Source organism: Dyadobacter jejuensis (genome assembly GCF_003149085.1).
Classification (GTDB): domain Bacteria; phylum Bacteroidota; class Bacteroidia; order Cytophagales; family Spirosomataceae; genus Dyadobacter; species Dyadobacter jejuensis.
Window position 1 is genome coordinate 247202 of the sequence record NZ_QGDT01000002.1, and the last position, 21851, is coordinate 269052.

Genomic DNA, 21851 nt, shown 5'->3' on the forward strand with positions numbered 1-21851 from the left:
ATAAATTTTGTAGAAGTAATATATTCTTCCGCAAATGTAGGCGCCAGGTTAAGAATATTCAAATCGACTTGGTGTTTTCCATTAAATAGACAATTTTTGCGGCCTTTAAACCTTTAGACGAATGACTGAACCTAAAAAGAGGCCCTTATTTCTTACCGTACTCTGCTATATCACCTTTATGACCGCCGTTACAGGCCTATGGACGCAGTCCGAACGCCTTTGGAGTCCCGGGATCGTAGCGGATACTAACCGAGAAGTTTTCGAAACCGTTCGTGAAAAATTCGAATCCCAAGCCGAAGGGGAACAATTGACGATGATGGAAGCGATGTTCGACGCCGTGATTAGCCAGACTACGGCCAAAAATATTCAAACAGGAGCCATTATTCTGATTATTTTTGAATCGATATCCCTTTACGCGGCCTATCTGATGTGGAACTTTAAAAAGAAAGGATATTATTTGTACCTGGGTGGTATAGCGGTAGCCTTCTTGGGACCTATACTGCTTATAGGTAGCTGGATGGGTATCATTTCCGCTATTTCAGGTATTCTGATGAGCGTTTTAATGGCGGTCTTATATGCCTTTAATCTCAAACACTTAACCGATTAACAACACCCTATAACCTCAATCTTGTGGCAAAATCGATATACTCCTTGGATTCCACACAGAAAAGATTTTATTTTGCGGGTCTAATTTGAAAACAAGAAATGGCATTAATTAACAAAATTCGAGAAAAGTCCGGCGTTGCGGTAACCGTAATTGCCATCAGTTTAATACTTTTCATGGTTGGCGGGGACCTTATGGGGCCCAACTCTTTCCTGACAGGCGGCAATAACCAGTCTGTAGGAGAAATAGCCGGAAAAGAAATTGACATTAAGGATTTCCAAAATCGCGTCGATGGCTATCGTCAAAACTACGAAGCCCAGTCGGGTCGTAGCTTAGGGGAAAATGAGTTAGCCTCCCTGCGCGACCAAGCTTGGAACCAATTTATTGTCGATATCGCCTACAAAAAAGAATTTGATGACTTAGGGCTTACCGTTACCGATCAGGAGCTAGTCGATATGGTGCAGGGCAATCACTTGAGCCCATCCATACAGCAGGCTTTTTCAGATCCTACCACGGGCCAATTCGATAAGAGTGCCGTTATTAATTACCTCAAAAACCTTAAAACTTTGCCCATAGAACAGCAAAGATCATGGGCTAATTTTGAGAATAACCTAAAAGAAGAGCGAATCCGCGCCAAATATGAGAACCTTTTGAGGCTCTCGACCTATACCCCAAAAGCTCAAGCAGAACGGGAATATATGGCTCAAAACACCAAGGCTACCATCAACTATTTGTACGTACCTTACTTTTCGGTAGTCGATACCACCATTAAGGTTACAGACGCTCAGTTAGAAAGCTATTTGAGTGAACACCGGGATGAATATAAGGGCTCAGATACGCGTTCAATAGAATATGTAACTTTCCCTGTGCAGCCCGCTAAGGATGACAGCGCCTCTCTATACCAAGAAATTAAGGACTTGGCACGCGGCTTAGCTACTGCTGAAAACGATTCGGCATTCGCCACAATGAACTCCGATATCAACCTTCCCATCAACATGTCGATGGCCAATATGTCGGATCAACTGAAGGAAGCCGTTAAGACTTTCGTTCCTGGTGGTGTATATGGCCCCTACCGCGAGGACAATACCTATTACATCTATAAGTACGACGGTATCCGCAAAGACTCCGTTTCTACTGCCCGTGCAAGCCATATCCTGATCAGGGCTGAAAACCAATCGGACTCGGCCAAAGCCGCTGCTAAAACGAAGGCCGAAGGAATCTTGGCGCAAATCAGAGCGGGAGCCAATTTTGAAGCCCTAGCGGCTACCTCTAGTGCCGATCCTGGCTCAGCTCAAAGAGGTGGAGACCTTGGATACTTCCAAAACAACGGCGCCATGGTTAAGCCATTTGAAGAAGCCGTTTTCTCTATGTCATCTCCTGGGTTGGTCAACAAATTGGTAGAAAGCCAGTTTGGTTACCATATTATTAAGGTAACCGATCCTCGTTCCAATACCTTATATCGATTGGCGACGATCGGAAAAACCATCGCTCCTAGTCAAAGTACTCGTGACGAGGCATACAGTAAAGCCGATCAGTTCGTCAACTCAGTGAGTAATAAAGAAGAGTTTCTGGAGGCAGTGAACAAAAATAAGGAACTTGTATTGGCTACTGCCAACCGAATTCCTGAAACGGCTACCAATGTAAACGCCATTCAGAATGGCCGTGAAATTGTTCGCTGGGCATTCAACGACCGTACCAGCCTGAACTCGGTATCTCAGGTATTCGAAACTGAAGACGAATATATCGTGGCCGTATTAACAGGTAAGTCAGACGCCGATAAGGTGAAAATAGATGACTTCAGAGACGAGTTGACTACTAAGGTACGTAATCAGATCAAATCGGAACAGATTACCGCCAAACTAAAAGGAGCTACCGGCGATTTGGAAAGCATTGCCAAAAAATACGGTGCTGGAGCCTTGGTAGAGTCTGCTACGGATATCACTTTAGCAACAGGCTTCTTGACCAGCGCAGGGTTCGATCCTATCGCTTTGGGTAAGGCGTTTGGTCTGAAACCAGGTAGCAAATCGGATGTGTTCTCTGGCGAAAATGGCGTGTTTATCGTAGAATTGATCAACAAAACAGAAGCCCCTAAAATTGCGGACTTCACCCAATATAAAACGCAACTGACCCAATCTTTGGAAGGTAGAACATCTTACCTAGCCAATGAGGCCATTCGTGAAAAAGCAGAAATTAAAGATAAAAGAGCTAAGTTCTTTTAAGAAAAAAGCACTTTAAAAAAGAGGGATGATCCATTCATCCCTCTTTTTTTTGTTTTAACTCATTTTTTTCCTTGAAAAACATTCAAATTTCACAATTAATTTATAGTATTGCAGTATAAAATGTCAACGGTACACTTATTATAGTAAAATGGATCCAGATTCATTTATTGAATTCAAGTATTTTCGAGAATAAACTTTATTAAACGAACACAGAATGAGCATATTAATAGGAGATCAGGAGTATTTTAAAGGGATAGGCAAGGTGGCCTATGAAGGCCCAGAGTCCGACAACCCCTTAGCCTATCGTTGGTACGATGAGAATAGGATCATCGCAGGCAAGACCATGAAAGAACATCTTCGCTTTGCGGTAGCCTACTGGCATAGTTTCTGTGGCACCGGGGTAGATCCCTTCGGCGGCCCTACACTATTCTTCCCTTGGGACAAAAAAGCCGATGCAGTAGCACGCGCCAAAGATAAGGCAGATGCTGCATTTGAATTCATCACCAAGCTAGGCCTTCCTTATTATTGCTTTCACGACGTAGATGTGGTAGACTATACCAACGATGTAAATGCCAATGAAGGACGCTTACAAGAACTTACTGCCTACTTATCCGAAAAACAAAAGGCTTCTGGGACTAAGCTACTCTGGGGAACTGCCAACTTGTTTAGCCACCACCGCTATATGAATGGTGCAGCCACCAATCCCGACTTTAACGTGGTAGCGCATGCCGGTGCGCAAATCAAAATGGCCATGGATGCGACCATAGCCCTCGGAGGGGAGAATTATGTATTCTGGGGGGGTAGAGAAGGCTATATGTCCTTACTGAACACCAATATGAAGCGGGAGCAGGAGCATTTGGCTCAGATGCTTAAAATGGCCGTGTCCTATGGCCGCGCAAATGGTTTCAAAGGTAAATTCTTTATAGAACCCAAGCCTTGTGAGCCTACCAAACACCAATATGATTTTGACGCAGCCACCGTTTCTGGATTCCTCCGTCAGCACGATCTACTCGACGATTTCTCTTTGAACCTCGAAGTAAACCATGCCACGCTAGCCGGACATACCTTCGAGCATGAGCTACAAGTAGCAGCCGACGCCGGTATATTGGGATCTATCGATGCCAACCGAGGAGATTATCAAAATGGCTGGGATACCGACCAGTTCCCTATAGACCTGACCGAGTGGACCAAATCGATGCTCATAATTCTAGAGGCCGGTGGACTGCAAGGAGGAATTAATTTTGATGCGAAAGTGAGGAGAAACTCCACCGATACCGAAGACCTCTTCCATGCCCATATTGGTGGAGTGGATACCGTAGCACGTGCCCTTGTTATTGCCGATGCAATACGTACTCATGGAGAATACGATAAGATTCGCACCGACCGTTACGCCAGCTTTGACAGTGGCAAAGGTTCTGAATTTGAAAAAGGAGCCCTAAGCCTAGAGAATTTGTTTGAGCTAGCCGCTGCCAATGGGGAACCCGCCACTTTGTCGGGCCGTCAGGAATACCTCGAAAATATGATCAATCGCTTCATCTGAGCGAAATAGCATATAATTTTTTTTTACAAAAAAGGTCGTCTTTAATTGACGGCCTTTTTTGCTGTACGACCCTGTAGAAACGAGTAAGGAGCCCCTAACGGCTTCTCAATATTTTAAAATTTCTAAAAACCAAAACTCAAACTATTTTGATATTCTAATCGGAAATATTCATTTTTAGTATAGGCTACTTTACGATGAACAATAAACTTTAAACCGTTCACTAAGTTTCTAAATGTTTACTAATACCCCCCACCTATTCTTTCACTTCCTTTTTCTACTTTCATAGCAAGAAAGTCTTGGTGTTCTATAATAGGAAGGAAAAGAATTTGAATTAAAGAATCCTTTTATCAGCTACTATTTAGCACTCCTTTGCTTACTTTCTCCCCTCAACGTTTCTTCAATTAGACCGCCCTCTTAAGCGGGACCTATGGTTCCAAGGGTTATTGTTTTCGATACTCAACGTAAGGTAAATTATGAAGGTTATAAACCACCTTGACTTCATAGCAAGGAAAAATTCGCCCTTATGCACAAAGTTGTACCGAACATTGAGGAAAATGAAAAATTCGCCTCGTACAAGGCTCCTTCAGTACGGCCCTGTTTTCGTTTGCTATTCAAACGGCTATTACTCACACTAAGGCATAGGGAGCTAATCCCTATGCTGTTAGGCCCCCCAATTACGAACGGCAAAGGAGTCAATACGGTTATGCTCCTTACCGTTCGGAAAGGCCTCCTACCCGGAGTACCTTGAGCGCCCCTTTAAAGGAGAAAACTGCGTACCCTAATAATCATATCCAAACAATTAAGTCTTACTAAATTTTCCTAACCCATGAAAAGGAACCATTTCCCTTTCATCAGGATTCTTATGCTCCTGATGCTGGGCACAGCTACGTCCTATGCCCAAAAAATTATTTATCTGAACGACGCCGCTACCACCGACGATCGCTTTACAACGGCCATCGGCGACGATGCTGCGATGGGGGCCACCCCATCCACACCCGTTGCTACGTTGACCCGTGCCATGTCGCTGGCCAGCGCTGGCGATCGGATTATGGTAGATGCTGGTAGCTATATGGCCACATCGCTCAGTATAAAAGCAGGTGTGTCTTTGATAGGCCTCCCGGATGATAAAAGCATCCTTAACGCCCATACCGGGGCTATCATTTTGAATTCCAATACGCAACTGTGGAATCTCAAAATACAAAGGACCCTGCCCCCCAACCCGGGCCATCCCAGCATTTCAGTGGCCACGGCGAGTGGAAGCTCCAATATTTTGATCGAAAACTGTACCTTCTACAAGAATCGTACGGCCATATACCTTGAACCGGGCTCTACCGATATCACCGTCAAAAGGTGCCGTTTCGATGACAATAGAACCGGGGTAATATTCCCTGGATCTGCCTCGGCTACTACCCTATCCAAAATATACCTCATCGACAACGACTTGTCCAATAACAGGAGTTATGGACTCATACTGACCGACAATACCAATTCGCCAGTCGAGATGTACTTATCGGGAAATAATATCACCGGAAACCTAGCCAGCGGAATAGAAATCGATAATACCCATGCCAACACCAAGCTGATCATGCGCAATAATTGGCTGGGGAAAGACACCCCTGACCGCCTAGAGATCAACACCAATGGGGGCTTCAGTGTACCCGACCATGACACAGAGCCTGGAACGGCGGTCTTAACCAATTCCGGCACCATCCCAGGAGCTACTTACCCCAACGACCTCTCAGGATCGGCCACTTCTGCCATAGTCGCACTTACAGAGCTGTACGCCGCTTCAGCCAATCCGCGCCCTGCCACCAACCATTTTATACATTCCAATAATACCAACCTCGCTGGCCATGCCGATTTCGCTTTTTTCCCTTCGATTGCCGACGCCATCAGTGCTTCTAACACCGATGCCACCATTACGCTTCCCGATGGCCTGTACAGCGATAATGTCGTAATCAATAAAAAAGTAAACCTGGTAGGAACGAGCCAAAACAATACGATTGTCCGGGGCACCTACGATAAGGGTATCCAGGGGGCCGTCATGACCATATCGGCTGCCGGGGCTAAAGTGTCCCAGCTCACCGTGACCCGCGATTATGGACAGAGCGAAGCGACCTGGAAAGCCGATAAGATGGACAGTGGCATCAGTATAGGGGCCAACGACGTGATACTGGATGGACTTACCGTAAAAGACCAACGAAGTGGAATATATGTATATAATCGACAGAACTTTCAGATCATCAACAGTCTGATTGAACAGAATAGAACGGGCCTTTCCTTTGGTGTCAATATCAGTGGAGGGCAGGTTCTCAATAACCTCATACGCGACAATTTCACCCATGGACTCATTTTTAACCATGCCTTTGGGTCAGGAATTACGGCCAACAATTTCACCCTACGTCATAACCGATTTAGTGGCAACTGGCTTACGGATGTTTATGCCCATGGAACGGGCGCCACTAGTGAATATGCTACTGCCGATCTCTCCTGCAACGCTTTCACGACTAATTCTCCTCTTACCACCATATCGCCTGCAGGAGAGCCCGGGTATGACGCCCAAACAACGAGTCAGTTTGGAGGAAGCTCCCCAGGCTTCGTAGCGTCATTTGCTGGAGACAAAATCGGCAATATCAAAGTAGCCCCATGGCTAGTCAACGTAGCGGCTCCAGCTCCGTCGGCCACTTCTTTTGTGCTTTCTGGAGCTCCCCTAAATGTGGCTCCGGTCACTCCCCCCCTATCGGCCTCCAATAACGACTATCGTATATTGGCCAATGCCATAGGTTGTGTACTGGACAATCAGACGATCGACTTGGCAGGCACCTTCGACTGGACTACCACGGAAGCCCAGGAAGCTTGGGCAAAGGGTACCGATGCCATCCTTACCAATGGGAGTGCTGCTTTAAGCGGAACTGGCGATGACTACAGCATCACCCCTACAGCGGCAGTTAACGGAGTCACCTTAACCTCCAGTACTTCGGCTACCATCCAGGGCCCTGGCGACTTGACAACTACTTCCCTGGAAAGCTTTTTATTCCTTAATAGTAAGCCAGGGAGTAGCTATCAAAACTGGACGATTAGTAACTTGACCATTAAAGATTTTGATGTGGCTATATTAGCCGATCATAACGGTGGGCCCACTACCGTGCTCAATGATCTTAAAATACTCAACAATCAATTTTATATTCCTGCCGATCCTAATTCCATTGCTGCTCCCAACGACGGATACCAAAATATAGGGGTTCATTACACTTTTGGAAAAAATATTGAGATATCTGGAAACGAATTCGTAATGGACGGTACGGGTGAGAGTGCCGATAGCGAAAGCAAATATTCCACTTCCATAGGCCTTCAATCGACCACCAGTGGAGGGACCGTCTATGATGGTCTGCAGATCCGCAATAATACCTTTAGCGTGACGGGTCTACCGAGTGCCCAACCGGCCATTATTAGAGGGATATGGGAAAATGGAAGCAATGAAAACGCTGCAATGGATATTTCAGGCAATAAATTTACGAACGTAGAGGCAGGCAACACGGCCAACCTCAACCGCCAAACGGCCTTTTGGGTAACCTCCCGATCGGGTTCAGCCAAAAAATTGGTTTACCAAAACAACGAGGTAAGTGGCTTTATGGAAGGTATTGCCTGGATAGGGGGATCCTTTACAAGCTATAACCCGCCCGTTTATAATACAGGAGCGGAACCTGTATTGGTCACCAACAATAAGTTTAACGATGTACAGTCTGCCCTAGTGGTTCGTAAGAGCAACAGCAGTACCAATACAGGCTCACCAGCCGAAGTGCATCAAAACAGCTTTACAGGAAGTGTGCTCTTCGACATCGTCAATGAGGCCAGTGGTGAAACCAATGCCTCTTGTAATTGGTTTGGCGAGGCACCCAAGCTATCTAATACCGGTGGAGGGACGATCAACACCTCCCCAAAACTACTCTCTGGTACCGACGACGACCCCGGCCTAACGGGTTTCCAAACCGCTAGTGCCTGCGAGTACCCGGTAAAAAATCTCCGTACCCTACAGACCTTTGCAACGATACAAGCCGCTATAGACGATATAGACACCCAAGATGGTGACGAGTTATTGATCGCCAATGGTATATACACCGAAAGGGTTGCCCTCAACAAAAAGTTGAAACTTACCGGTGAGTCTGAAGCGGGTACCATCCTCGATGGAAGTACCTTGGCGGGAACAGGATCGGCTATTTACATTGGTGCTGACCAGACCGACGTAATGGTACAAAAGCTAACCATCCAGAACTACGCGGGTATCAATGGAAACCAGAGCGCTGGTATTTATGCCTTAAGAAACAATAATAACCTAACAATCAAAGAAGTAACGATAAAAAACAACAGTTCGGCTTCCGGAATTTATGCCAACGGGCCTATCGATGGAGTGTTGATCGATGATGCTACGCTACAAAATAATGGGGCTGGAGCCAGGGGAATAGTCCTATGGAATGGTTTAAAAACGAATATCACCGTCCAAAATTCCTTAGTAGAAAATAATGATTGCTGTGGTATTGAACTTCAGGACGGCTCCGCCTCGGGGGTGCTCATCAAAGGAAATACCATTGTGGGAAAAGACAACGCGATCGGTATGGTGGGCCTAACTTCCGGTGCTGGACCTAATATTATCGAGGACAATATTATCACTGTCAATGGTCGTTTTGGAATTGAGCTCAAAAACCCCAACGGTACGGGTAACGACAACGACACCGAAGATGGAGCCATCATCGTGCGGAATAACACCGTTACCTTTGGAGCCACTACCGACCTGCGCGACCTAGCCGGTATCGCCGTATACCGACGTGGCGTCGCCTCAGCATTTAATGTAGATATTCCAACGGGAGTAGTCGTAAAGAGTAACACCGTTACGGGTTTCGTTCAAGGAAATGCAGGCAGCAATAGCGAAGGATTCGGAATAGTGGTGGAGGGTACCAACCACAAGGTGCTCAATAATACCCTCTCCGGAAATACGGTGGACATTCAACGACAGGCCGGACATACCCCTTATACGGCTGGGACCACCACCGACGGTGACCAAGGTAACCTCTCGGATATGTACTTCGGACGTGGGAATGCACCCTATTCTTGTGATATCCTGGTAGATGGCAATACGGGCAACCCTGTGCGGGACGTAACCTACCAATCGGGGCCTGGCGTGGTAGTCAATACCAATACGGGCAAAACCTTCTGCTCTTTACAAAGGGCCATTAACGACGCCGCTACGGTCGACGGACATGAGTTAAAGGTAGCCGATGGTACCTTCACTGAAAACGTAACGGTTACCAAGTCCTTATCTATAGTGGGTAAAAATGGCGGCGCTTCCGTAGTCCAGTTACAGGCTCCTTCCAGTGGCACAGGCAATGGAATTACGGTCAGCGTTCCGAATGTTAGCCTCCGTTACCTAAAGGTCACCGATTACAACTACGGGGTCGTCCTAAATTCCAATGCCAACCATCTCCTTATAGAAGACGCTGACATTAGTAATAACAAAGCGGTAGGTATTCGTACGGGTACGTCCACCGCTAATATTTCGAACCTGACGGTACGCAACAGCCTTGTAAAGCATAACGGGCAAGGAATGACCATCTATGGATCTACCGCTACAGGAGCCAATGTTTTTGATGCTGTGAACATCATCAGTTCCGATTTTAGCGATAATGCTACAAAAGGAATTTACATCGAACGCGCCAGCAACCTTTTGATCGATGACGTTTTGGTCCATAACAGCGGTACCAGCCCCAGTAATAGTTCCAATAATGGGATCGATATCAACCTGAAGTACGGAGCCTTTGAAAATATCAGGATTCAAAACTCAACCATTACCAACAGCGGCCTAACGGGTACGGCTACCGACCCTGAGGCTCCAGCCGCAGTGACCATTAAGGCACGGCGCGATGGCTCTTATTCCGTATCTCCCGCCTCCCTTTCTGGAGTTGTATTGTACAAAAACACCATTGGAGGCCCACAAAATGGCGTACGGATTGGAGAGCCTGGAAAGATCGATGATGGTACGTCGGGTGTAAGCCTCGAGCAAAACGACCTTTCCTTATCCTATAGTGGGAAGGCCCTCATCAACCGGACGGCCAGCGACATAAGCCTGACCTGCAACTGGTTTGGCCTTACCGATCTAGTAGGCATTAACGCCAAAATCATGACTGCCAGCACGGGCCTCAATACGATCCTGAGTACCTCCGACGATGCCGCCTTTAGCAACTGTGTGGATCCAGTAGCCCCAACCGAATTCTGGGTCAATGACATATCGCTAGTAGGTGACGTACTGACGAGTGCCATTGGCGACGATGCCAATCCAGGAACGGCGGCCCTGCCCTTCCTCACCATCAATCACGCTATTTCAGTGGCGGCCTCTGGTAATACCATTCATATTGATGCGGGAACCTATGTTGAAGATGTAGTGATCGATAAGGCGCTTAAGTTATTTGGTGCTAATAAGGACATCAACCCTATTTCGGGGGTTAGGCTGGCTGAAACTATCTTAATGCCCGCTACCAACGACCCTGTAGACGGATCTATCCTGTCGATACAAGGAGCCCTGGATGGCGTACGCATAGAAGGTCTCACCCTCAATGGTGACAATACCGCTCTAGCCGGTGGGGAGTCTATCAATGGGATCGACGTCAATGTAGGACAGAGTATTACGGCCTATGATGGGGTCAGCAATACCCTCATCCGCCATAATAGGATCAAGAACCTTAATTACGCTGGTATATCTATCTACAATTACACGAATGCAGGAGCAGCTACTTCCGGTAATGTCATTGAACAAAACAGCTTCGACAATATAGTACCTAGCCAGTTTGGTATAGGGATTCTGCTCTATAATAATGCCTATTGCGATATTGTAGACAATAGCATGACCCGGGTACGGATTGGGGTGCAAACGGGTAATTTCTCAAAAGCCGACCCAGGGGATTCACATAGTATCACGGGTAACACCATCAGTAGTGTACGAAGGGGTATCTGGCATAACCTGGCCTATCAGAATGCGGCCAATTTTAGTATCACTGGAAATACCATCTCCGCAGTACCAGGCAGCAGCCGTCATGACGGTATCATGCTCAGTTCCCTTCAAAATACCGTAGGGGCCACGGTAGAAGACAACCTTATTACGGGAATCGCTGGAGTGAGTCATGGCTATATGCTTTGGAACAACCCATCTAACCTCGTCACCATCAAAGGAGGAACGGTTTCTGATGTTTATAGTGGTATTTATGCCAATAATTACGAAGGTTATCCCGACTCTGGTGGGTCTAACGCCAAGGCCAGCACCTATACCGTCGACCAAGTCCAAATCAGCGGTGCCCAGGTAGGGATCAAAGTAAACGACAACCCCGACAACAGCCTCGATGCTTCTGTAAAAGTGATTGTCAAGGGGACTACCAGCATACTGCTCCCACTCGGCAAAGGCATAGAAGTTTCTGGAAATAATGCACAAATAGAGCTGGAAGACGTACAGATTCAAATGAGCCCTAGCACTACTGAGGCTATCTCGCTCGCGTTAACGCCTGCTGCCACTCTACCCAACCTGACCCTGCACGCTGGTCTGACCGTGGACCGTAACGCCAATCTTACGGCTCCTATTCTAAAGACTAGTGCCGAATCGATCGTGGAGATGGGTAGTAACTGGACTATCCCCACTGGCGGCCCCTCCAACGCTTTTCAGATTCAGGGGCAGTTGAAGTTTACCAATGGAATTCTAAATGCTGAAAACACCCCAGTAACCTTTGGCCCCACCGCCACGGATGTCTTGGAAAAGTCGAGCAGTCATATCCTTGGTACGGCCATCATGGAACAAAGAGCTGTAGGTACGGCTGCTATCCAATTTCTTGGGGTCCATCTGCCTTCCGGGGCCGACCTGGGCCAGGTAGAGATTATTAGAACTACTTCTACCACCCCCATCACGCCTATCTTCGGAGCCGGAGCTGTGAAGACTCTTTGGACGATCAACCCTACCAATGCTGGAGTGGGGCGTGATGATGTTACCTTTAGCGTACTACAGGATTATATGAATAGCCAAAGCCCTAGTGAACTTTATGGCTACCGCTACAATGGCAGCATTTGGGAGAAAAAGAGTGGTGCCCTAACGACCGTCGTATCGGGTGACCAGTACACGACTAGTGCATTTGCAATTAGCGAATTTTCCCCTTGGACTTTGAGTAGTGCTCCTGACCCACTACCAGTGGTATTGGTGTCTTTCCAGGCGAGTCTGGTAGAGCATGCAACCGTCCTGAATTGGAGTACGGTGGCAGAAACGAACAGCTCCGAATTCGTCATAGAGCATAGCATGGATGGAAAGAACTGGCAATCGTTAGGCCTGGTGAAGGCTCAGGGAGAAAGCATGGGCCTACAGCCCTACCAGTTCACCCACGCCAATCCGTCGGTTGGGAATAACCTTTATAGACTCAAAATGGTGGACCTGGACGATAGCTTTGCTTATAGTAGACTAGTGAACGTAGAAATAAAAAATACCTTTAGCACCAACATCTATCCTAATCCAGCCGCCGAACAGCTGAACGTTAAGGTGGAAGATTGGACGAAGGTAAAACAGATAAGGATCATCGACATGCTTGGAAAGGTTCATTATCAGTCGGGTGATACCCCTACACCGTCCATTATGATCGACAAGATGGGTTCCGGCGTGTATCTGATAGAAATCACCAAGAATGATCAGTCCAGGATTACCTCTAAGGTTGTTATAGCCCGATAAAGGCAAATCACCTCTTTTTACTTTCCCCCGACAACTAGCACCGCTGTGTTGTCGGGGGATTTTTATTGCTAAATATTACGACTAAAATAATATATCAAATATTAATTAAATAGCGGCTGGACCATAGAATCATTTCTACCAATAGCAAACCATATGGTTACATTCTTTCCATAAGTATCCCCTTAATTTTGAGCCTTGAAACAATGGCACTTTGAGCCCGAGATGGCCTTGATCCAGCTTAACGCCAGGCAAGCCATCTAACTATTTTAGAACCCTCCAGCCTATATCCACTCAACAATTTTGTATCATTCAACCACAAAAAATGATGAAAAAACATTTTACTAATGTTCAACCCACCCGACGGAGTAAGGCACGGAAATGGGTGGTTCGATTTGGGGCTAATCCAATCCCTAACTTACTGGTGTCATTAGCTCTTTTTGCGAGTTTGCCATCCCAGGCCCAGTCACCTGGCGGAGTGTCTGGATCGACCGTGTGGCTGAAAGCCGACCAAGGGCTAACCTTATCGGGCAGCAACGCCACCGCCTGGACGAACCAGAGCGACGTGGCCAACGGTTTTTCGGCTACTGGAACCGTCACCATCAATGAAGGGGCAGTTAACTACAATCCTGGATTGATATTTGGCTCCTCGTTTTTTAAAAGCACAACGCCCGTCCCAGCCGTAAGCGGCTCTGACTATACCAAGTTTGTGGTATACCAGCCCAATGCCACTCCAGCGGCTTCGGTCAGAAACAATATCATCGGCAGTTCTAGTGACGCAGGGCATACCTTTTGGGGTAGTGGTACCACTACCAGACTAGCCTTATGGCATAATAAGGTAACACTTGTCCAGGCCAATGACGTGGTTTCGTCCGAAAGACCATACCTTGCCGTGGGTAAGTACCAGAATGGCGTCATCGACGGAACGGAAATTCGGGTCGATGGACAAACCAAAATTACGGGTACAAGCAGCCAGTCTTATACTTCAACAGCACTCCAAATAGGGGCCCATGGTTCAGGAAGTTATATGGATGGAAGAATCGCAGAAGTGATCCTGTTCCCATCGGGCCTTAACAAGCTAAACACCAGAAAAGTAGAGTCCTATCTCGCTTTAAAATATGGCCAAACCCTATCCAACGATGATAATAATAATAATATATTAGGGGAGAATATCGCTGGCTCCGTTAATGAAGGGGATTATGTCCTCTCCGATGGAACGGTGATATGGAACTATGCTAGCAACAGTACTTACCACCATCATATTGCCGGTATTGGCAAGGATAATGGTTCCGCACTTCATCAAAAACAGAGTAGCAGTATCGTGTCGTCGGACCCACAGGTAACCATGGCCCTAGGAGCACTAGCCCTCACCAACACGGACAACCTACAGTCAGTCGCTACGGACAAGCAATTTTTGGTTTGGGGGGATAATGGCAGCGATATGTCATCAAAACTTACCGTTACAGGCTCAGCCCAGGTAAATAACCGTTTGGCTCGTACCTGGAAGCTACAGAACAATAATAATTTTAACCAAACGGTATCGGTATATTTACCCACTCAAGGAGCGGCTACGCCATATTTGCTTTACAGCCCTAGCCTGGCAGGACTCAGTGACGGAACCGCTACTGAGGTAGTCGCCAGTGGTACCCTGGACATCGACGGAGTCACCAATGATGTCTTTGAATTGAACTTCCCCACAGGAGCAGACTTGTATTTTAGTTTTGGTTCTTATTGCCCTGCGGCAGAACTAACCGGACCTTCGTCCATTACAGGCGCTACAACCATCCAGCTGGCGAGCACCGACCCACCGGCCGCTACCAACCCATGGGTTACCTCTAATGCTTCGGTGGCCATAGTGAACTATAATGGTGTAGTAACAGGCAAGTCTCCCGGCTTTGCCAACATTACCTACACCAATGCCGACGGTTGTATCAAGCAGGTGAGCATCACCGTCATTGGCACGGCCGAAATATGTGGAAATGGTATTGACGACGATTTTGATGGATATATCGACCAAGCCGACTCCGACTGTAACGCTACACCGGCCTGTATCGCTCCAACTGCCGATATCAGCAGCTTCAACATCGATAAGAAGTGGTCGAGCTCTACAGGAAATGTCTTTGGTTGTGCCGCCTCTGCAGCCATAGCCGACCTGAATGGGGATGGGATCTCCGAAATTCTGGCCATCAGAGCTGGAGGAGCCGGTCTCACTTATTTTAGTGGAGATGGTTCGGATGCTGGCAAAACGACCACCGACTACGATATTCAATTGAATGTAGAAGTAGGCCAGTCCACCAATCAAACAGCCGTGGCCGATATAGACCTGGATGGCACACCGGAAGTAATCACCATAGATGAAGATGGCTATATATATGTTTTCAATCATATATCGGGTAATGCAACCACCTACGAATTCAAATCGGATATGCCCATCAATACCGTCTTTAAGGGTGGGTCTCCCCGGGTGGTAGATATCGATGAAAATGGAGTACCCGAAATTATTGTAGGTACCGACGTCTTTCAGTTCGATTTATCCAATGGCACCCTTTCCAAAATTGCCGCAGGCAATACCGCTCCTAGTGGGAGAGATAACCGTGGCTGGGGACAGGATATCGTCGTGGTCGACATTATGCCCGGTAATCCTGGAAAAGAAATCGTGGCAGGCTCCAAGGTATTTGGCGTCAATCTGACTACCGGCGACTTCACCACCCTTGCCGACCTCAGTACTATTGCTGGATCGGATATCCTGGCGAATGACGATGGCCCCACTGCCGTAGCCGACCTAGACCTCGATGGCAATTTGGACATCGCCTATACCAACGGAACTGCAATCGTGGTTTGGGATCCAGTAGCATCCGTTCTTAAAATGAAGACCACCTATCGCTTAGGTTCAAATATCTATAAGGCTATGCCAACCATCGCCAACGTCTACGATGACGTTACCTTGGATGGGAAAGCCAAGAATTTCCCCGAAATTATCTTTACCAACTCCGTTACTTTGTCGGCTTATAACCTAAACTATCCAAGCGGATCAATTTGGGACATTCCCGTGGTGGATGTATCCGGTCAAACCGGTGTTACGGCCTTTGACTTAAATGGAAATGGAAACCAAGAGCTTATCTATAACGACGAAAGATATATCCAAGTTATCAATGGTAACTCAGCAACTCCTACGGATCTATTTAAAATCGCATCAGGAACCGCTACCTGGATGGAGAACCCCGTCGTTGCCGATGTAGACAATGATGGGCAAGCCGAATTTGTCGTGGTGGCCGGCGGCAACACCGCCTTCATAGGCGCTCTCACGGTCTTTGGTGCTAAAGCGGGCACCTCTGCCTGGGCTCCAGCCAGAAAAGTATGGAACGGAAGGGGTTACCGCAGCACCAACATCAACGATGACTTGAGTATCCCACGCGTAGAGCAGGACATGCGAAAAGAGTATCCGATTGGCTCAGGACTTTATCCTTTCAATAACTTTAACGTGCAGAACTACCTGTCGGCCGTACCCAATGGTATGGTGGCGGCTCCAGATGCCGGGCTATCGGAACTAGCCGTCGGAACGGATTGCTCCTACCCCATGAATGCGGTGTCGGTAAGCTACAAAATCACCAACAGCGGGTCGGCAGTAGCTCCAGCGAAAACCCCCATCCGTTTTTACGTAGGAGATCCTACCAAGCCAGGATCGACCCGGTTGGCTACCACCGATTCCCTGTATGCTACCCTGGCCATGGGCGCCAGTACTACCCAAACCGCCTTGGTGGATCTATCGGGCTTTACGGCACCTTTGGACTTATATGTAGTGCTCAACGATGATGGTACGGCTAGCTTGCCTCTCTCATTCCCCGTTAGCACCAGTACCATTGGCGAATGTAGCTACGACAATAATATGGCCTATACCAGCATAGCGACCAGCATGCTGCAGCCTCTACCCCAACTCGTAGCCTCAAGTGCGTCCGAATTAGCACTTTTAAGACCTTGTACCGACGAAAATGGCTTCCTGACCTTTGTAGACGACATCGCCAATCCGACCATAAAGTACCTGGCCGTACACCCCAATGCGGTAACGGGCTATAACTTCAGTACGGCGGCCATTGCCCTAAACGACCAGAGCCTAACAGCCAGCGATATTGCCAATCAACGCAAAACCGACGCTACCAGCAACACCACCGCCCTATCCAATAGGATGTATACCGTTATCAACACCGGTAGCCTACTGTTAAATGGAAGTAGCTTTACGGTAAGGTTGTATTTCGACCCGGCCGATATACAAGCCGCCGAAGACAACCTCGACCCGGCAGTAGGGGGTACTGTGGAAGGAAAATGGTTTAAGATGGAAGGGATCTCGGCCAATGTTCTCACCGACCAAACCCCTACAGGCTTCAGCGGAGCCCATGCTTATGAGTTTTTGGAGAATTCCGTATATGGTACCGAAAATGGTATTAACTATGTAGAGTTTACAGGCATCACCAGCTTTAGCACTTTTGGATATATGGCCAACAAAACGACCAATCCCTTACCCGTAAAGTTAGTTTCATTCACGGCTACTGCTAGCGAAACCGGTGCAGCGCTCCTCAACTGGAAAACCACTTCCGAAGAACAAAGCAGCCATTATGAAGTCCAATACAGTAGCAATGGCAAGCAGTTCTATAGCATTGGAAGGGTAGAAAGCCAGAATTCCACCCATGGAGCCAGCTATAGCCTCGCTTACGACCAGGCACCTCAGGGGCTTAGCTATTTTAGACTTAAGTCGGTAGATGTTGATGGTAGCTTTAGCTATTCCACAATGGTGAGTTTAAAACTCGAAGGATCGGGAATCGTGCTCGCCCCTAACCCAGTAAGCACCACCGTTACGATCCAAGGACTCGTTGGTAACAACCAATTGACCATTTCCAATATACTAGGACAGTCCCTAATAACCGAAACCACGAAGGCCTCCAGCCATACCTTACACGTAGGCCTGCTTCCTAGCGGTATCTATCTCGTAAAAGTCCAGGATGGAAATGGCGTCATTTCCTATCATAAGTTCTTAAAGGACTAAGTTTCACCGTACACATACTCGTTGCAAAAACCAGCCCATGACGGGCTGGTTTTTTTGTTTAAAGTAAGACAATTTCCAAGTTATTTATAGAATTTATACTATCAATAAAAAACAATTTATTCGTAACCACATTGAATCCTCATCATCCTTTAATATTCAAATCTCCAATATCTATTTTCCTTCAAACTGCTACCCAATCGTTCTCCCTTTGAAAACAGTATTATCAAAACATTCTATTACAGAACCTTAAATAGAATCATTAAGATCTATCTAGCCTTGAATTATAATAAAGCCTTTGAAAAACGGGGCGACAACGATGTAGAAGTTATTTTTATCCATAAAAGTCATCCACTGCAATTCCGATTTCTATCACTACTATGCGCATTTCAGTTGTAGTATAACTGGACACATACAATCAAAATAATCATTATATTACAGCTAAAATCGTCTGGATTTATGTTAAAATTGATTCTATTACTATTTGACTAAATTAGAAATAAGACAATCATAGAAAGCCATATTAATACTATATACCGATCCCAAACCCTAGCACAACATATAAATCATATCCGTGACCATCACTTTAAACTTACCTAAACTGATAACATCATGCTTGCAATTAATTCTATTTATCGGCGTTCCAACGGCTTCTATTCAGGCCCAAGCTCCGCATCCTGCTGACTTAGAGTATCATATTCAGCATTATACCGATGAAAATGGTTTGCCTCAGAATAGCGTCAAAAAAATAGCCCAGGACGATGCGGGTTTTATATGGCTTGGCACCGACGCGGGCCTATCTAGGTTCGATGGACAGAACTTTAAAAATTTTGACGAGTTCAATTTTATCAGAGGAATTCATTCTTTTGAACCTGACCTCTCACCTTCCCCTAGCCATATCTATGCCGTGACAGACCGATATGATCGTGTCCGAATTAACGGCGGTAAAGCGGAGAGAATACGGGATGGTGAAGAATTGAATGAAGCACTGATTAAAAATTCCTTATTACCCAAGCCCAAAAATTATCTTACCCGAGGCCTCCCCGAACCCGTGGCGGGGAGCGTATACCCCGAACAGTTATTGATCCCTTTCTCAGGACCAAGAACCTATATTTGCTCTACCGACCAGGTACAATACATGGATGGTCATCAGGTGGTGGCCAGCTATAATTTCCAGAGTGATGATCTCTGGCATTTTTTTAGGATCAACGACAAATTATATCACATTTCAGATAGTGGTCAGTTGTCCATAATGGACCCTGAAAAAAGCAGATCCCTGGTCCAAAGCTCCCATATTGAAAACCTACCAAATTTCAAGACTGCCAATACCATTATCTATTGGTCCAATGCAACCAACCAGGCCTTTATTTGGGTAGATAAAACCTTATTTGGGTTAATACAAGATAATAATGGCAGCCTCAAGGCTAAAAAATTATTTACTGGTTTCGATTTCCGATCTCGACAAATTCAATCCATTTTTTACGATCAAAACCACCAAACTCTGTTCTTGGGAAGTCTGACTGAAGGTTTATTTGTAATTAAGAAGAAAGGCTTTACCACCCTTACAAATCCTAATTTACATGCCGATAATGTTTATTATGCCCAAGCGCTATTAAACCCAAGCACCATCATTACCCCCCAAGGGTACCTTTTCGATTTAAAGCCAGACCAAACATATCATATTCAGGAAAACAAGGAATTAGGTGATCATTATAACACAGACAAATACAGTATGGTCCGGGATTCACTTGGGAATTTCTGGGTAAAAAGCTTTACAAAACTTTACAAATATGACAGTACCGCCACCAAGATCATCGCACAAAGGAAGTTTGTAGATGGCATGACCTGGCTGTATCCTGGTAAAAACAATCGGCTGTGGATCGGATTTCGGTTGTCTGGACTTTACTATATGGACATCCACAGCCAGGACTTAAAGCCTAAAAAACTGATAGGTGCCCCCTTTACGAATATCACCTGGATACAGGAAACCGAGGGAGAGGCCCTGTGGGTTGGAACCGATAAAGGACTTTATAAGGTTGATTTGAGAAATAAAAATACGGTAAGAATAAAACAACTCAGTGCATTTTTTATCCGAAGCATTTACAGTCCCCAGCCCAATGAAATGTGGATTACCACCTATCAAAATGGAATCTACTTGATTAAGGATAATAAAATCACCAAACTTCCCATAGACCAAAACCGCTTCCTAGCCCGCTCGCATTGTATGGTGGAGGACAGCAGCGGCTTTATGTGGGTAAACACCAATAATGGCCTTTTTCAATTTAAAAAGCAGGCATTACTCGATTATGCAGCTAATAAAACCATCCCTTACTATCGACATTATAACAAATCGAACGGATTTAATATCAACGAGTTCAATGGGGGTTGCCAGCCCTGTGCTCTTCAATGGTCCAATGGCCAAATTTCCTTTCCTTCCATGAACGGTTTGGTAATCTTTAATCCCAACCAGTTCCAAAGTATACAGAAACCAACGCCTATAGTCATCGATGAACTGCTTGTGGGTAAACGAGTAGTAAAACCTACCGGGGACACCTTAACGCTCGACCATGACCATGAGCAAATTAAGTTGTATACCAGCAATGCCTATCTTGGGGACCCGAACAATTTTAAACTTTATTATTCCCTGCGGTCGGCTGGTACCACACCCGAATGGTATCGGCTAGAGTCTGCCGACTATTCCATTACACTATCTCAGTTAAATCCGGGCAATTACACCTTAATCATCAGGGCCATTGGAGGCTTCGATAAGGAAAGTGTGGTGACCAAACATTTAACAATTCAAATTAAAAAACCTTGGTTTCAATCTTGGTGGGCTATTGGTATGCTCCTACTCTCCACCCTAGGCCTCATAATACTATTTTTTAACCTAAGGCTTAGGTATGCGTTAAAGCAAAATGAACTGTTGGAGGGGAAAATCAGGGAAAGAACTCTGACCCTCCAAAAAACGGTTTTGGACCTCAAAGACTCCCAATCGGAATTACTGAAACAAAACAAGCTGCATACTTATATCATCGCTTCGATATCCCACGATTTTCGTTCTCCCCTAAAGTTCATACAAGCCTGGATGACCCAGATACCCAAAACGCTAGACAATGGGCAAACCGACTCCCTTCGTTCTTCAAGCCTTATCGCAGAAAAGACGTTGCGCAATATGATGCGCTTCACCGAGGACATGACGCATTACTTGAAAGCCATCACCTCTGAAGCCCACAGTGGTTGGAGCCCAGTACTGCTTAAACCATTGATTGAAAACAAGACGACCCTATTCAAAAGCATCACTTGGAGCAATAAGGGAACCATAGAAATAGATATAGATCCGACCATTCAAATCCAGACCAATGCTAATCTGCTGGGTATCGTAATTCATAACCTGATCGATAATGCCTTTAAGGCCAAGCCAAATGGCTTGGTACATATCTACGCGAACTGGTCAACAAAGTTTTCCAAGCCTATCCTTGAGCTCACCGTCCAAGACAATGGCCCTGGAATGCCAGAAGATCTCCTACTATGGCTCAATAGCCCGACCAAAGACAATATCTCGCCCCCAAAGAACTACCAAGGGCTTGGATTGGCCATGGTCAAAAGTGCCTGTGAGACCTTGGGAGTTTCATTACGATATCATAATCATCATGGTACGGAGGTTACTTTGACCTTCGATTAGGGTCTCAACCAAGTAATTAAACGGAATC

General features: G+C 46.2%; 6 protein-coding genes. All 6 read left to right on the forward strand.

Annotation, left to right across the window (positions count from 1 at the left end):
- The first annotated feature begins 121 nt into the window (after window positions 1-121).
- Window positions 122-607 carry a hypothetical protein gene (locus CLV98_RS05240; RefSeq protein ID WP_229203223.1) on the forward strand — a complete coding sequence of 162 codons (486 nt, stop codon included), beginning with the start codon at window positions 122-124 and terminating at the stop codon, window positions 605-607.
- A 98-nt stretch (window positions 608-705) separates the two neighbouring features.
- Window positions 706-2823, forward strand: a complete 2118-nt coding sequence (locus CLV98_RS05245) for a peptidylprolyl isomerase (RefSeq protein WP_109673263.1) — start codon at window positions 706-708, stop codon at window positions 2821-2823.
- A gap of 214 nt (window positions 2824-3037) precedes the next feature.
- Window positions 3038-4363 carry a xylose isomerase gene (gene xylA, locus CLV98_RS05250; protein WP_109673264.1) on the forward strand — a complete coding sequence of 442 codons (1326 nt, stop codon included), beginning with the start codon at window positions 3038-3040 and terminating at the stop codon, window positions 4361-4363.
- 826 nt (window positions 4364-5189) lie between these two features.
- Window positions 5190-13109 carry a right-handed parallel beta-helix repeat-containing protein gene (locus CLV98_RS05255; protein ID WP_109673265.1) on the forward strand — a complete coding sequence of 2640 codons (7920 nt, stop codon included), beginning with the start codon at window positions 5190-5192 and terminating at the stop codon, window positions 13107-13109.
- A 322-nt stretch (window positions 13110-13431) separates the two neighbouring features.
- A complete protein-coding gene (locus CLV98_RS05260; RefSeq protein ID WP_109673266.1) occupies window positions 13432-18144 on the forward strand; it encodes a DUF8202 domain-containing protein in 4713 nt (1570 codons plus the stop codon).
- A 613-nt stretch (window positions 18145-18757) separates the two neighbouring features.
- Complete coding sequence (locus CLV98_RS05265) at window positions 18758-21823, forward strand: two-component regulator propeller domain-containing protein (protein WP_146202229.1); 3066 nt, start codon at window positions 18758-18760, stop codon at window positions 21821-21823.
- Window positions 21824-21851: the final 28 nt, after the last annotated feature.

What these genes read in the sequence shown, in the direction of transcription:
- CLV98_RS05240 (WP_229203223.1), top strand. Translation starts at nt 122, where the DNA reads ATGACTGAACCTAAAAAGAGGCCCTTATTTCTTACCGTACTCTGCTAT.
- CLV98_RS05245 (WP_109673263.1), top strand. Translation starts at nt 706, where the DNA reads ATGGCATTAATTAACAAAATTCGAGAAAAGTCCGGCGTTGCGGTAACC.
- xylA (WP_109673264.1), top strand. Translation starts at nt 3,038, where the DNA reads ATGAGCATATTAATAGGAGATCAGGAGTATTTTAAAGGGATAGGCAAG.
- CLV98_RS05255 (WP_109673265.1), top strand. Translation starts at nt 5,190, where the DNA reads ATGAAAAGGAACCATTTCCCTTTCATCAGGATTCTTATGCTCCTGATG.
- CLV98_RS05260 (WP_109673266.1), top strand. Translation starts at nt 13,432, where the DNA reads ATGATGAAAAAACATTTTACTAATGTTCAACCCACCCGACGGAGTAAG.